This window comes from Vibrio sp. D54, from assembly GCF_021728075.1.
GTDB classification, from domain to species: domain Bacteria; phylum Pseudomonadota; class Gammaproteobacteria; order Enterobacterales; family Vibrionaceae; genus Vibrio; species Vibrio alginolyticus.
Map to the genome: position 1 here is coordinate 562422 of NZ_JAKKCS010000001.1, position 14406 is coordinate 576827.

General features: G+C 44.0%; 11 protein-coding genes. 8 read left to right on the top strand and 3 right to left on the bottom strand.

Annotated elements, in window-relative coordinates; all coding sequences use genetic code 11:
- Nucleotides 1-112: 112 nt before the first annotated feature.
- On the bottom strand, nucleotides 113-538 hold the full coding sequence (locus L3V37_RS02545; RefSeq protein ID WP_005375398.1) for a universal stress protein: 426 nt from the start codon (nucleotides 536-538) through the stop codon (nucleotides 113-115).
- Nucleotides 539-983: 445 nt separating this feature from the next.
- Between L3V37_RS02545 and L3V37_RS02550 the strand changes: the two genes are divergently transcribed.
- The 7 genes from L3V37_RS02550 (at nucleotide 984) to L3V37_RS02580 (ending at nucleotide 12787) form a co-directional block, all read left to right on the top strand.
- Nucleotides 984-2555, top strand: a complete 1572-nt coding sequence (locus tag L3V37_RS02550; RefSeq protein ID WP_213879472.1) for an ATP-binding cassette domain-containing protein — start codon at nucleotides 984-986, stop codon at nucleotides 2553-2555.
- 206 nt (nucleotides 2556-2761) lie between these two features.
- On the top strand, nucleotides 2762-4921 hold the full coding sequence (locus L3V37_RS02555) for a prolyl oligopeptidase family protein (RefSeq protein ID WP_237305765.1): 2160 nt from the start codon (nucleotides 2762-2764) through the stop codon (nucleotides 4919-4921).
- A gap of 527 nt (nucleotides 4922-5448) precedes the next feature.
- Complete coding sequence (locus tag L3V37_RS02560) at nucleotides 5449-6240, top strand: hypothetical protein (RefSeq protein WP_005375405.1); 792 nt, start codon at nucleotides 5449-5451, stop codon at nucleotides 6238-6240.
- Nucleotides 6241-6330: 90 nt separating this feature from the next.
- The gene (vmeP, locus tag L3V37_RS02565; protein ID WP_140112298.1) at nucleotides 6331-7473 is read left to right on the top strand and encodes an efflux RND transporter periplasmic adaptor subunit VmeP; all 1143 of its coding nucleotides are present in this window, start codon (nucleotides 6331-6333) and stop codon (nucleotides 7471-7473) included.
- 10 nt (nucleotides 7474-7483) lie between these two features.
- A complete protein-coding gene (vmeQ, locus tag L3V37_RS02570; RefSeq protein WP_237305766.1) occupies nucleotides 7484-10624 on the top strand; it encodes an efflux RND transporter permease subunit VmeQ in 3141 nt (1046 codons plus the stop codon).
- Between the two features lie 120 nt (nucleotides 10625-10744).
- Entirely contained in the window at nucleotides 10745-11830 is a 1086-nt protein-coding gene (locus L3V37_RS02575; protein ID WP_237305767.1) for an OmpP1/FadL family transporter, read from the top strand.
- A gap of 162 nt (nucleotides 11831-11992) precedes the next feature.
- Nucleotides 11993-12787: a hypothetical protein gene (locus L3V37_RS02580; protein ID WP_130545832.1), complete on the top strand. Its 795-nt coding sequence runs from the start codon at nucleotides 11993-11995 to the stop codon at nucleotides 12785-12787.
- A 47-nt stretch (nucleotides 12788-12834) separates the two neighbouring features.
- On the opposite strand, the gene speG is transcribed toward L3V37_RS02580, so the two are convergent.
- Nucleotides 12835-13374 carry a spermidine N1-acetyltransferase gene (gene speG / locus L3V37_RS02585; protein ID WP_005375417.1) on the bottom strand — a complete coding sequence of 180 codons (540 nt, stop codon included), beginning with the start codon at nucleotides 13372-13374 and terminating at the stop codon, nucleotides 12835-12837.
- 246 nt (nucleotides 13375-13620) lie between these two features.
- On the opposite strand from speG, the gene L3V37_RS02590 reads away from it, so the two are divergent.
- Complete coding sequence (locus L3V37_RS02590; protein WP_005375418.1) at nucleotides 13621-13773, top strand: hypothetical protein; 153 nt, start codon at nucleotides 13621-13623, stop codon at nucleotides 13771-13773.
- Between the two features lie 99 nt (nucleotides 13774-13872).
- Here the strand turns inward: L3V37_RS02590 and L3V37_RS02595 are convergent.
- A partial coding sequence (locus L3V37_RS02595; protein WP_237305768.1) for an IS3 family transposase occupies nucleotides 13873-14406 on the bottom strand: 534 nt, incomplete at its 5' end.

The following is a 14406-nucleotide window of genomic DNA, read 5'->3' on the forward strand; positions in this document are numbered from 1 at the left end:
AAATGTAACTCATAAATGATCGCCAAGCTAGTTTGGAAAACTGTTTAAGCTGTTTCAATATCAATAAAAAACCACCAAATAAATTGGTGGTTTTGGGAAGCGTTACGTTTTACTAATCATGAATAGGGACGACTAGAATATCCACCGGTGACTTGTTAATTAAGTGTCTGGAGTAAGAAATAATCTTGCTCCAGAAATCTTGGTGGTGACCACAAATCAGAAGATCCACTTCTTGCTCTTTAATGGTGACCTCTAATTTATCAGCCAAGTCGCCAGTACCTACGAAGAAATGTTTAAGTGGGTAATCCATGTAATCACTAAATGTTTTTAAACATTCCATTGAATGCTCATTCAACGGCCTTTGATCCGGGTTTTCTTTAATGTCTACAAGCTCACGATAGATTTCTCCGTGCGTACCATCAATATGAATAAAGGAGATATCGGAGTCGAGATAGTTTGCCATTGATACCGCTCTGTCGATAAGCACGGTGCTTTCATCTGACAGTTCGAGTGCAACAAGGATATGTTTGTATTTCATAACCACGCCCTTATGTGGATTATCTTTACCCTAAGCATAGTATGGCTTGGATAAAAATTGTGTTGCTAAGATCTCGAAATTGTTCAAAGACTTGTTAAAAAGTTAATGTGATATAACAACTTACTGTGAAACTTTCTTTTTGTTCACATTTGGTTAGAAAGCTTGCTTTTTGAACAAAAAAGCCGCTACACTCTGCGCATCATTTCTCTAGGAGATTACGCCAACATGAAGAACTAAACCTGTCATCCATATTTTTACTTATTTTTTGGATCTGCAGGGTTAGTAGGCGTAGCTCACTTTCCGATATTTCTTTGCAACAAGACGACTTTTTGATTTGACGTATATCGTCGAGCTTTACATAGAGCTTAATGCGTTTGTGCACGCGTTTTGTTGCAATTTCAAATCATAGCTACGGCTGTTGTCCCTGTCATACAGGAGGCAAATTATGCCAGTTTTACAAGCTTTTAATGTTAGCCATCAGTTTGATAATGGCGATACGCTATTCCAGTCTATTTCTTGTTCCATGACTAAACGACGTGTTGGTTTGGTTGGGCGTAATGGCATTGGCAAGTCGCTTTTGGCTTCCATTTTAGCGGGAGAAATTCAGCTTGCCAGCGGTGTTGTGACTGCTCCCTCTTCTTTCATGATGTATCGCCAGCAGCCGTCTGATCTGCTTTCAGGTCAGCAATCGATCGCCCAGTTTCTGGGCAAAGATGCGGTCTTGCATGCTTTAAAGCAGATTGAACAAGGTGATGTTTCTGAACATTGGTTCGAACTGGTTGGCGAGCAGTGGGATATTGAATTAAAACTCAAACAGCAGCTCGCTGCGATGGGCTTGCCGCAAGACCCTGATTTCTCTTGTGCTCGGCTTAGTGGTGGTCAGTTGGCGCGTTTGCAGTTATGGCAGTTATTTGAAAGCGAAACGGAGCTTTTGATTCTCGATGAACCATCCAATCACCTCGATACCGAGGCGAAACAATGGTTGATAGAGTCTATGACGCATTTCAGCGGCGCGATTTTACTCATCAGTCACGATCGTGAGCTGTTGCGAGAGATGGAGGAAATTTGGGAACTCTCGGGCCTAGGTTTACAGGCTTTTGGTGGAAATTACGATGTGTACGCCGAGAAAAAACGCACTGAACTGCAAGCGGTCGAGAGGCAGTTAGCGCAAGTCGATAAACAGAAAAAACGGTTAGCCGAGCAAGCCCAGAAAAATCGCGAAAAAGCAGACCAACGCGCCGCGCAAGGGAACAAACTGCGCAAAGACGGCAGTCAGCCCAAAATTTTGCTTGATGGAAAAAAGGATAGCGCGACCGCCAGCGCTTCAAATCGCAATAAGAATGAGCAACTCAGACAAGCGCATTTACAAGCCAAAGAACAGGCGTTGCAATCGCGACATGAGCAACTCAAGGCGCAAAAGCTTTATCTTACAGATAATCCGAACCGTTCGCGAAAAGTGTTGTCGATACAAGAAGGTATATTACCTTTTGGGAATTCTACGCCTATCACGTTGCAGATTTTTGCGAACGACAAAGTCCATCTCAAAGGGAGAAATGGCTGCGGAAAATCAACCTTGTTAAAGACGTTGCTTGGCGAGTTATCGTTGCAGAGTGGTGAGTTGCAAGTGAATACGCCTTTGTATTATCTCGACCAACATTTTGGTGCAGTGAATCCAAATCTTTCGTTACTTGAGAACGTAATGGAGAGCTGCCAAGAGATGACGGAAAGTGAAGCGAGGACCTTATTGGCCGGGATCGGTTTTCGTCGAGATGCAGTGTTTCGATTGGGGCGCCTACTGAGCGGTGGCGAGAAGATGAAGCTCGCGATGCTGATAGTCAGCCACCAAAATTCTCAGCCTTTGCTGCTGCTTGATGAACCAGATAACCATCTCGACCTCGAGTCAAAAATAATGCTTAGTCAGGCGTTAAATGTATACAAAGGTGGATTTGTTCTGATTAGTCACGACCAAGATTTCGCTTCTGAGTCTGGGGTTTTGCGCCAAATCGAGCTGACTTAGACGAAAGAGAGTAAACGCCATCGTGGCTCTTCAGTATTGTTCCCAAGTTCTACACTTCCACTTACTAGTTTGTAGAACTGGAAGGAAATGAGGGAGTTAGGATGGCTTTCACAACTCGTTTAATGAAATTAGATTCATTTTGTCGATATATAGTAGAGTTCTGATGTATTGCACAAAAAGACAACAGAAAAATAAAAAGGAATTTCATGAAAAAGAACACCCTAGCACTCACAACGGCTCTCGCACTCGGAAGTGTGTTGTCTGTGGCGTATGCAAATGAAGCGGCGCAATCGTCGGTTGAACAGGTAACCCCGAAAACCATCACGTATCCAACCACACAAAAAGTGGATGTTGTCGATGACTACTTTGGTACAAAAGTGAGTGATCCTTATCGCTGGTTGGAAGACGATCTCAGCCCAGAAACCGCAGAATGGGTTAAGGCACAAAATGCAGTGACGTTTGATTATCTGTCGAAAATCCCTTACCGCGAGCAGATTGAAGAGCGCATCACTAAGCTCATGGACTACGAAAAGCAAAGCCAACCGTTCAAAGAGGGTAAGTTCACTTATTTCTACAAAAATGACGGGCTACAAAACCAAGATGTGCTTTATCGGCAGTTAGGTGATGGCGAAGCAGAAATTTTCCTCGATCCAAATACTTTTAGTGAAGATGGCACCACATCGTTAGCGGGAGTGAGCTTTTCACGTGATGGTTCTTTGGTTGCATACAGCATTTCGGAAGGCGGTAGCGATTGGCGCAAAGTCATTGTGTTAGACACAGAAACCAAAAAGCCCGTCGGCGAAACGCTGGTGGATATTAAGTTCAGTGGCATCAGTTGGTTCGGCAATCAAGGCTTCTATTACTCAAGTTATGACAAGCCAAAAGGGAGTGAACTTTCCGCGAAGACAGACCAACACAAGCTCTACTTTCATAAACTAGGGACGAAACAAAGTGAAGACCAATTAATTTTCGGTGGTGTAAAGGACGAAAAGTATCGCTACGTTAGGGGTTACACGTCGGAAGATGAACGCTACTTGTTTATCTCAGCTAGCGTATCGACGTCGGGCAACAAACTGTTCTTCAAAGACCTGAGTAAGCCAAATAGCCCGCTGAAAACCATTTTAGATAACACCAGTTCTGATACTTGGGTGATAGACAACCAAGGCACGAAACTGTACTTGGTTACGAACCTTAATGCGCCGAACAAACGCGTCGTGACGGTGGATGCAAGTCAGCCGCAGCCCAAAAACTGGAAAGATGTGATTCCTGAAACAAAGAACGTGTTACGTGTTTCTACCGCGGGTGGCAATTTGTTTGCGAGCTATATTGTTGATGCGATCTCGATGGTGAAGCAATACGACATGAACGGCAAACTCATCCGAGAAATCAAATTGCCTGATATTGGCAGCGCATACGGTTTCTCGGGGAAAAAAGAAGAAACCGAAGTCTACTACTCTTTCACCAACTACAAGATGCCAAGCACTACCTATCGTCTGAACATCAAAGATGGTGATAGCGAGGTGTACTACAAATCTAAAGCGCCATTTGATCCTGCTTTGTATGAATCTCGCCAGGTGTTTTACACCTCAAAAGACGGAACAAAAGTGCCGATGATCATCACCTATAAAAAGGGGACTCCGATGGACGGCAGCGCACCAACCATTCTATATGGTTATGGCGGTTTCAACATTAGCCTCACGCCATCTTTTAGCCCGACACGCGCGGCTTGGTTAGAGCTTGGTGGTGTTTACGCGGTAGCGAACATTCGTGGTGGTGGGGAATATGGCAAAGAATGGCACAACGCTGGCATTCAAATGCAAAAGCAAAATGTGTTTGATGACTTTATTGCTGCGACTGAATTCCTAATTGATGAAGAGGTAACGTCATCAAACAAGTTAGCCATTAACGGTGGATCGAATGGTGGCTTGTTAGTGGGGGCCGTTATGACGCAACGTCCAGAGCTGTTTAAAGTGGCTCTGCCAGCAGTCGGCGTACTGGATATGCTGCGTTACCATACTTTTACCGCAGGTGCTGGTTGGGCGTATGACTACGGCACGACAGAGCAAAGTAAAGAGATGTTCCAATATCTGAAAGATTATTCGCCAGTGCACAATGTAAAGGCGGGGGTGGAATACCCAGCGACATTGATTACAACCGGTGATCATGATGACCGTGTTGTTCCTGCTCACTCATACAAATTTGCTGCTGAGTTGCAATCGAAGCAAGCGGGTTCAAATCCGACCTTAATTCGCATCGAAACCAATGCAGGACATGGTGCAGGCACACCAACGCGTAAAATAATTGAGACAAATGCAGATATTTATAGTTTTGCACTGTTCAATATGGGAATAGAGAAACTGCAATAGTGCGAATTGTTTGCGTTTTAGTTATCGAAACGCATCGGCGCTTTATCGCTCGATAATAAAAGGGAATCACAGAGAGTGATTCCCTTTTTATTTATTATAGGCCTACTATTCTAATCTGATGCTAGGCTAATCAAACTAAGGTTTTTAAATTATTATAATGTTCTAATTAATCTGAAGAGTGTTGTACGATCGAAATGAAACATTGATCGCGATCACCTAAATCCATTGCACTCTCTATTTATATGGTAAAATTAATTAATCATTTGTTCTAATGATAATTGAATTTTCATAAGTTTTAATATTTCCTTCTTCATTGGTATTACCAAATTTCAAGTTATATAAGATATAAGTAGCGGTGATTGAACTTTTACGATGCTTTATTTTATTTTAATTAAAACGTCGAATGTTTCGTCATTATTGAATTTGCTTTGATAATTTATATTATCCAAAGCGAGTTGTGTTGCTTGCTGTTTATGATGACCTCATGACGTGAATAATTTTATAATCATTAAAATGGATACAGTTTTATGAATTTAGTGAAACCGTCTGTTGCCATTATGGTTGCAGCCCTACAACTCGCGTCTTCTGCCTATGCGCAGACAAACAATAACGAAGAACTACAAGATATGTCTGACCCACTTGCGGTATACACCCAAGCTGGCTTTGGTATTACTGATAAAGGCGCGAACATCAAAATCGGTCAAACTTACCAATCTAGCCAGCCTGGTACCATGGCGATGAACATCATTGAAATGAAAGGCATTGGTGGTGAGCTATTTGGCATTCGCGACAATGACGATCCAATATATGCCAACGTTGATGACAGCATTGACTCTTTCAGACTACGTAATTTCCAAGTAGAAGTCGCAAAAGGTCTAGGCCGTCAATTAGATGTAAACTACGACGTTGATAACGATAAATTAGATGCATCTTATAGCTTTATTCAAGGTCTACCTAAGTTTGGTATGTTGCAGCTATTTCCTTTAGCTGGTGCGGGTGTCACTATTGCTAATGATTTTAGTGGTGATGACAAAGGTTATGAAATTCCAGGTACTTTCACCGTTGTTGGTATGTACTCAAAAATTGAATTAACCGATAAAATCTGGATTAACTACAACCCAATGTATATGCATACATTGTCAGGGTCTAGTCAATATAAAGATACTTATTATGCAGGTGAAGATAATATCTTGGCTCATGAGTTTGCGTTGTCTTATCAAATTAATCCTCGCGCAAATATTCGTTACTTTGCAAACTGGAATGATCACGTTAATTTCGGTGATGGTGATCACCGTATCGAATTTAACTACCAATTCTAACTCCCTCGTTTATTTCCAGAATAGAAAGTGTGTTTATCCATATATTTAAATATTTAGGCTAGGGCACTTTCTAAATAAAGTAGGTTTATCATGAAAGCCAAATATAAATTTGCGTTGGTATCTATTGCTATATCTTCTGCATTACTATCAGGATGCAAAACTGGCGATATCGCAACGAAAACTGCCCAAGCACCCTCTGTTGAAACCGTTACCCTAACCGAAACAAAAATCACTCCTTATCATACTTTTATCGGTCGAACTGAAGCGGTAAATGACGTTGATATTATGCCTCGAGTCGGTGGCGAATTAACCGCGATTCATTTTAAAGATGGCGATATGGTCGAAAAAGGCCAATTGCTGTTTGAAATCGACGACCGTCCTTACAAAGCGGCACTGGCGTATGCAAAAGCGTCGTTGCAAAAAGCAAAAGCACAACTCGTTCAAACTACGCGTGATGCAGAACGTGTGAAGAAACTCATCAGAGATAAAAGCATCAGTGAGCAGCAATACGATGACGCCATTGCCGCGCACGCCGCAGCGATTGCTTCGGTAGAAGAGGCGAAAGCGACACTGGTTTCAGCAAGGCTCGATCTTGAATTTAGCTCTGTGCGTGCTCCTTTCTCTGGCCGCGTGGGTTTCAGCAACTTCCGAGTGGGTGACCGTATTTCGAAAATTCAACTCGTTCCTCTTGTTTCGATCACTCAAATAGACCCAATTCGCTTTGGCTTTGATGTGGATGAGAAGCTCTACCGCCGCGTAAGAAGTGCGATTGATGTGGCTCATCGTAACGATGACAAACTGGATGTTGATTTAACACTGACGCTTTCAGACGGTTCATTGTATCCGCTGGATGGCAAGATCTACGCCGTTGGCAACAAGATCGATTTAGAAACAGGCTCAATTCGAGCAGAAGCACAATTCGATAATCCAACTTACGCGCTTATGCCGGGTGAATATGGCAACTTGACCATCAAGCTGCGCAACAAAACCATTGATGGTTTGCTTATCCCATCGGCGGCTGTTCAACAAGACCAAGCGGGTGACTACGTCATGGTGGTTGGTGATGATCACGTGGTGTCTCGTCGTAACGTTGAACTCGGTCAGACCTACGGTGTGAAACGTGCTGTGCTGACTGGTTTGGCGGCTAACGAAAAAGTCATCGTCAATGGTCTACAAAAAGTGCGTCCGGGTGCAACGGTGAAAGACGTTGAGCTACAGAGTGAACAAGGCTGAGTGAGTACTGATGTTAAGTAAATTTTTCATTCACCGGCCGAAGTTTGCTTTGGTGATCTCACTGGCGATGACATTGATGGGTATGATCGCCCTGAAAGTCTTGCCAATTTCTGAGTATCCTCAAATCTCTCCAACGGTAATTACGGTGAGCACCATGTATCCGGGTGCAAACGCGGACGTGGTTAAAAAGACGGTAGCACAACCGATAGAAGCCAAAGTCAACGGCGTTGAAGACATGATTTACATGTCTTCTGTGATTGGTAACGATGGCTCATACACATTGCGTATTTACTTCCGAGTGGGCGCAGATGGCGATATGGCGCAGGTTCGTGTGAACAACTTGGTGGCACAGGCGACGTCGTCTCTACCACAAGAAGTAAACCAAATCGGTGTGACGGTTAAGAAGAAATCTTCCGACATGCTGGGCGTTATCACACTGCGTTCCCCGAAACAGTCTTACGACAGTATCTACCTTTCTAACTACGCGGATCTCAATATCGTCGAGCGTCTAAAACGTATCGAAGGTATGAGTGACATTACGCTGCTGGGTAAGAAAGACTACTCAATGCGTATTTGGTTGAACCCAAATAAACTGGCTACCTTGAAGCTTTCTGCTAGCGATGTTATTGGCGCAATTAAAACGCAAAACATCCAAGTGGCGGCGGGTAAGATCGGTGGTATGCCAGCTCCGGGTGACCAGCAATATCAATATGTTTTGCAAACCAAAGGCCGCCTCACTTCTGCGGAAGAGTTCGAGAACATCATCATTCGTGCGAGCAAGAAAGGTTCTTTGATTCGCTTGAAAGATGTGGCTCGTGTGGAAGTTGGTGCACAAGGTTACGAAGCTGATGGTCGTATGAATAACGAACCAGCCGCCGTTCTGGCCTTGTACCAGTTACCGACCGCGAACGCGCTAGACGTGATGGAACGCGTGAAAGAGGCCATGACAGAGTACGAGAAATCGTTTCCTGGTGATTTGGTCTACGATATCGCGTATGACTCTACCGAATACGTAGAGACATCGATTGATGAAGTGTACGAGACGCTGGTGATTGCAGTACTTCTTGTCACCTTCGTTGTGTACGTTTTCTTGCAGAACTGGCGAGCGACCATCATTCCAACCTTAGCGATTCCGGTTTCCATCATTGCGACGTTCGCAATCATGGGCGTGATGGGCATGACCATTAACACGATCTCGTTGTTTGGCTTGATCCTCGCCATCGGTATCGTGGTGGACGATGCGATCATCGTGGTAGAGAACGTGGAGCGGGTTATCCATGAAGAGCATTTAGACCCGATTCCGGCCACGATCCAAGCTATGAAAGAAGTGACGGGGCCAGTATTGGCAACAACGCTTATTTTGTTGGCGGTATTTGTACCGGTTGCGCTATTGCCGGGTATTTCTGGTCGAATGTTCAACCAGTTCGCGGTCACCATCTGTGTGTCGGTGCTGATCTCTGCGATCAACGCATTAACGTTAACGCCAGCGCTTTGTGCGTTGATGTTGAAATCTACTCACTCGCAACCTATTGCGCCTTTGCGTGCGTTTAACCGCGGTTTTGAAGCAATAACGCGTAAATACCAAGGTTTAGTTGGCTTCTTGAGCCGTCGTATTGTGCTGAGTATCGGTGTGTATGGCGCGCTTATTGCGGTGCTGGCATTTGCGTTCATGACCGTACCTTCTTCTTTCGTTCCGAACGAAGACAAAGGCGTGTTCATGGTCGAAATGCGTTTGCCAGACGCAGCAGCATTGCAGCGTACTGCACCATTAATGAAGAAGTACGTTGATGAGCTAAAACAGATGGAAGGTGTGGAGAACGTGGTTTCGGTTGCGGGCTTCTCGGTAATTAACATGGCGTCGATTCCAAACTCGGGCATGTTGATCATCAAACTGGATAACTGGAGCAAACGTAAAGACCCTGAACTACACCAACGCGCATTGATGAATAAAGTTAACCAAATGCTGAACTCAACGCCAGATGCCGCTTCGTTCGTTTTCGCGACGCCGGCAATCAAAGGTATGGGTGCGGTGGAAGGTTTCAACCTTGTGCTGCAGGACAACTTGGGCCGTTCTCCACAAGAGTTGGCAAAAACAACCGCTGATTTTGTTGCCCAAATCAACCAACTGCCTGAAGTGGCACGTGCGTTCTCGATTTTCCGTGCGAATATTCCGCAACGTTACATCGATATTGATCGCGATAAAGCGATTTCGATGGGCGTACCGTTGAATGAAATCTTCAGCACACTGCAAGCGCAGTTGGGCGGTGCCTACATTTCTGACTTCAACTTGTTTGGTCGTTCGTACCAAGTGAAAGTGCAAGCAGAAGAGCAATACCGTGACAACATCGACGACATCAACCATCTGTTTGTTCGCTCAAGCTCTGGAAAAATGGTGTCACTGGCAACGCTAGTGAAAGTGAAGCCGATCTTCGGCCCTGATACTTTGTCGAACTACAACACGTTCAGTTCTGCAACCGTGAACGGGGCGCCAGCGCCAGGCTACAGCTCGGGTGATGTTGTAAAAGCCATTGAAAAACTGGCTGCAGAATCTTTGCCAAGTGGTTACTCGTACGAGTGGTCAGGCATGACTTACCAAGAGATGAAAGCAGGCAACATGGCACCAATCGCGTTCGCATTGTCTTTGCTGTTCACCTACTTGTTCTTGGTGGCTCAGTACGAAAGTTGGACCATTCCTGCTGCGGTAATGATGGCGGTTCCAGTCGCGATTCTCGGCGCAATGGGAACGCTACTGCTGGTAGGACAACCGTTCGATTTGTACGTTCAGATTGGTGTGGTCATCTTGATCGGTATGTCCGCCAAAGTGGCGATTCTTATTGTGGAATTTGCCAAAGTTCTGCGAGAAGAAAAGGGCTTATCCATCATTGATGCTGCCAAAGAAGCTGCTCGAATCCGTTTCCGTGCAGTACAGATGACCGCATTCGCCTTCATCTGGGGGGTATTCCCGTTGGTGATTGCATCGGGTGCCGGTGCGGCATCTCGTCACTCACTGGGCTTTGCGGTATTCGGCGGCATGATTCTCTCTACGTTTGTTGGCACGTTACTGACGCCAGTGTTCTTCGTGATGATGCAATCTCTGCGCGAGAAGTTTAAGCGAAAGAAACCCACTGAACTTGAGGTGAGCGAGCAATAACGCTGATTTCAACTGACTGACTCCACAACACCCCCACGCTGTGTGCGATTGGCCAATGCCTTTCATTGATATACAACCACCGTCGCAGCGTGGGTTCCCCTAACAATAATAGGTTTTAACATGAAAAATCTTTCAAAAATCGTCGTAGCGAGTTCTCTACTGACTTGTGCTGCTGCGCAAGCGGGTGGGTTATACCTTTACGAAACAACAGCATCGGATATTGGTTTGGCATCCGCTGGTATGGCGGCTCGTGCGCAAGATGCCTCAGTAATGGCAGCAAACCCGGCTGGTCTGGCGAATGTTTCTGGTAAATCTTTCTCTGGTAACCTGATTGGCCTTTACGGTGACGCGCAACTAGACACGATGACTGGCGATGCGGGCAACGTGATTGGTTTTGTTCCTATGGCGTCGGCATTTTACAGCCAACAAGTGAACGACAAATGGACGCTGGGTATTGGTCTGTATGGCAACTACGGTCTTGGCCTCGAGTACGAAGGTCTTTTGGGTGATCATTTAGATATTCCTACAGCAACGACGCAAGCCTTGACCATTCAACCTTCCGCTTCTTACCGCATCAATGATCACTGGTCTGTGGGTGCGGCGCTTGGCATTCAGTACGGTATGTATGAAGTGGAAACGAAGGGAGCCTTGAACTTCAATGACGAAGACCAAGATACTCAGCTCAACGGCCGAGTAGGTGTGCTTTATGAAGCAACACCAGGCACGCGTCTTGGTCTGTCTTACTCTTCTGAAACCGAATTTGAATTCGACAATAGTAACTCCATTGCTCCGCAACAACTGATCTTCAGTGCTTACCACGAGGTGAATGATGACCTAGCGGTGATGTGGAACGTGAACTGGCAAGACTGGAGCGAATACACAACCACGCTGAACGTAGAGACACAAGACACTTACCAAATCGCATTGGGTACTCAGTACAAACTGAATGAAAAAATGATGTGGAATGCAGGTTTTGCATTCGATACCAGCATGTATGAAAGTCAATCAAACGGTGACATTACCGTTCCTACTGGCAAGGCGTACCGCATTGGTACAGGCATTGATTACAAATTGGATTCAGAAAACTCAATTGGTTTCGCGTTTGAAGCGATCTTGATGGAATCGTCAGAAACGCCACGCTTCCAAGCGGGCTTTGATGAGCCTGCGCTGTACTTCATGAGCATGGGCTACAACTGGAAAAACTAACAGCTGCGTATGAGTATTCTGCTCAATAGTGCAGTCGTCGTATTCATTACTTATATGAATGCTACACTTTACCTAGGTAATACGGTCTGTGTTGCTCTCTAGTGGTGGACGAGAAATTTTACTAGGAAAAGCATGAATAGTCTGCGTATCAAAGGAAGATAAATGAATAACAAAACAACGTTGTTAATGTGTGCTTCGGTACTTATAAGTTCATTAGCCCATGGTGCAGAACAAACAGTAAAACAAAACAAAAATAAGTTAGCGGACGATCCAACAAAGGTAATTACGAAGGTCGGAGTTTCATATTCAGATAACTACGACGTTGAAGATGGTAACTTATCGTTTTCTGGCTCCATTGCTCTAGATGAAGCACGAAAAATTAACTTTCGCCTTAATGATGACGCGAGCGAGTGGCGCATTGGTGGCTCGTGGTTGTTTCCGGTCGGTATCGTGAATTTCAACTTTGGTAAAAATGAATACGTGAACGGCGCGGATCAAACCAACTACAGCGTTGGTACCTTTATGCCACTTAGTTACTTTGGTATTGAGCCTGCTGGTTTTCAAATATTTCCTATGGCAGGTTACACGTACAATGACGGTAATACGCCTGTTTGCGATGGGGTCAGTGAGTGCGCCGATATTAATTTCTCTGGTGATGTTAGCCCAGAGAACGGCTTTGGCATGATGAACACAACAAATAGTAGTGGTTATCTTGGAGCTTTCACCTTAAAACCATTGTCTGAAAGTTTGACTCTCATGGGGTTTGCTGCAGGATCTTATGGCTCGAAAAATGATGAGGATGAAAACTATAAGGGCTTTTTTGGAGGGATAGGACTAGGTTACCTATATCAAAAAAGACATTCTTTTAATCTAATGACATTTATGATGGATAATAATACGTACTTAGATGAGCCAGATGAAAGGATACTTTTATCATATACTTATCAATTTGAATAAATAAAAACGCAGCTCAAATAGCTGCGTTTTTACTTTGATAGAATGAACTAGTGAATTGAGTTGTTTTCTTCGATCTTTTTCTGGTACTGGTGTTTTAATATATACATGCGCTTAACATCGCTGTAAGCGCCGTTAATAAAGTATTCTTCTACAAGGTGACCTTCTTCAATAAAGCCGCATTTTTTGTATAAGTGAATAGCGACCTCGTTATCCACTGCGACTAATAAGTAGATTTTACGTAGATTAAGAATTGAGAATGAGTAATCTAACGCACGATTAATCATCTCTGTCGCATAACCTCGGCCTTGATGCTCTGGGGCGATGATTATCTGAAATTCCGCGCTGCGGTGAATGTAGTTAATCTCGATTAGCTCAACTAAGCCAATTACGATGCCGTCTTCATCTTCGACGACAAAACGTCTTTCAGCGTCATCATGTATATGTTTTCGATAAAGTTCTTCGAGCTCGTCATAAGACTCGTAAGGTTCTTCGAACCAGTAGGCCATGATATTTCGGTTGTTATTCAGTTCATGAATAAAGCGCAAATCAGAACGCTCTAATGCACGCATTTTTAGGCCTTTCTTCATCATTTTTCTCCAATGAGGGCGGAGAATACCTCCGCACTTGATGCTAGAAAATATTACCGTATTTCACAAGAATAGCGCATCTTTTTTTGGAAAATATCCTGTGATTTTCAATGTGGAAACTTAGAGTTCACGACAAATATAAATTAATCTTTACGATAAAAAACTCGATTAGGTGCTTTGCCTAATATCGTATTAAATACCGCGCAACGACTTAGTGTCTTAATCTAAACAAACAAGGTATTCAATATGTTTTCAATCGGTGACGTAGTAGTAGCGACTAAAGGTATCGATCTTGGCGAAATGGTTGTTACAGGTTTAAGCAGTGGCGGTTTTTACACACATGTAAAAGCAGGCGAAAAAACACTAACTTACCCAGCTAAAGATCTTAAGAAAGCATAATTAAATTTGCTCATTCTTATTTTTAACTGGCTTAAAGTTCGTATTAGTTATTTTAAGCGGGTTAGATGACCCGTCCTGATATGGGTTGACACTTTTTAACTAAAACGCTCGATGTACTTCATCGGGCGTTTTGTATTGTAAAGCCGTATGAGGCCTCATTTGATTATAGATATCTACGGACTCTGCTACCATCGTCCTTGCTTCTTTCAGATCTTTCGGTTTCTTCAGCAAGAGCTCCATTTTGAGTATCCCATTTACACGCTCAGCTAAAGCATTCTGATAACAGTCATACCCGTCTGTCATTGAGCAAGTCACTCTATGTTTCTTATGGATATCTTGATATTCCTTCGAACAGTATTGTGAGCCTCTATCTGAGTGGTGTATTAGCTTTTCTTCACTCTGCCGTTGCCTGAGAGCTGAGATAAATGCCCGCTTAACTGATTGAGTTTTCATGTTGTCATCCACATAAAAACCAACAATCTTCCTTGAATAAGCGTCTGTAACCAAGCTGAGATAACTCTCTCCATTTTGAGTTGGCAAGTAAGTAATATCAGCAACCCACAGTTGTTCTGGCTTCGTTGGTGTCAGCCCATCTTTCACTTTGTTTGGGTGACAGAAAAATCGATGACGGCT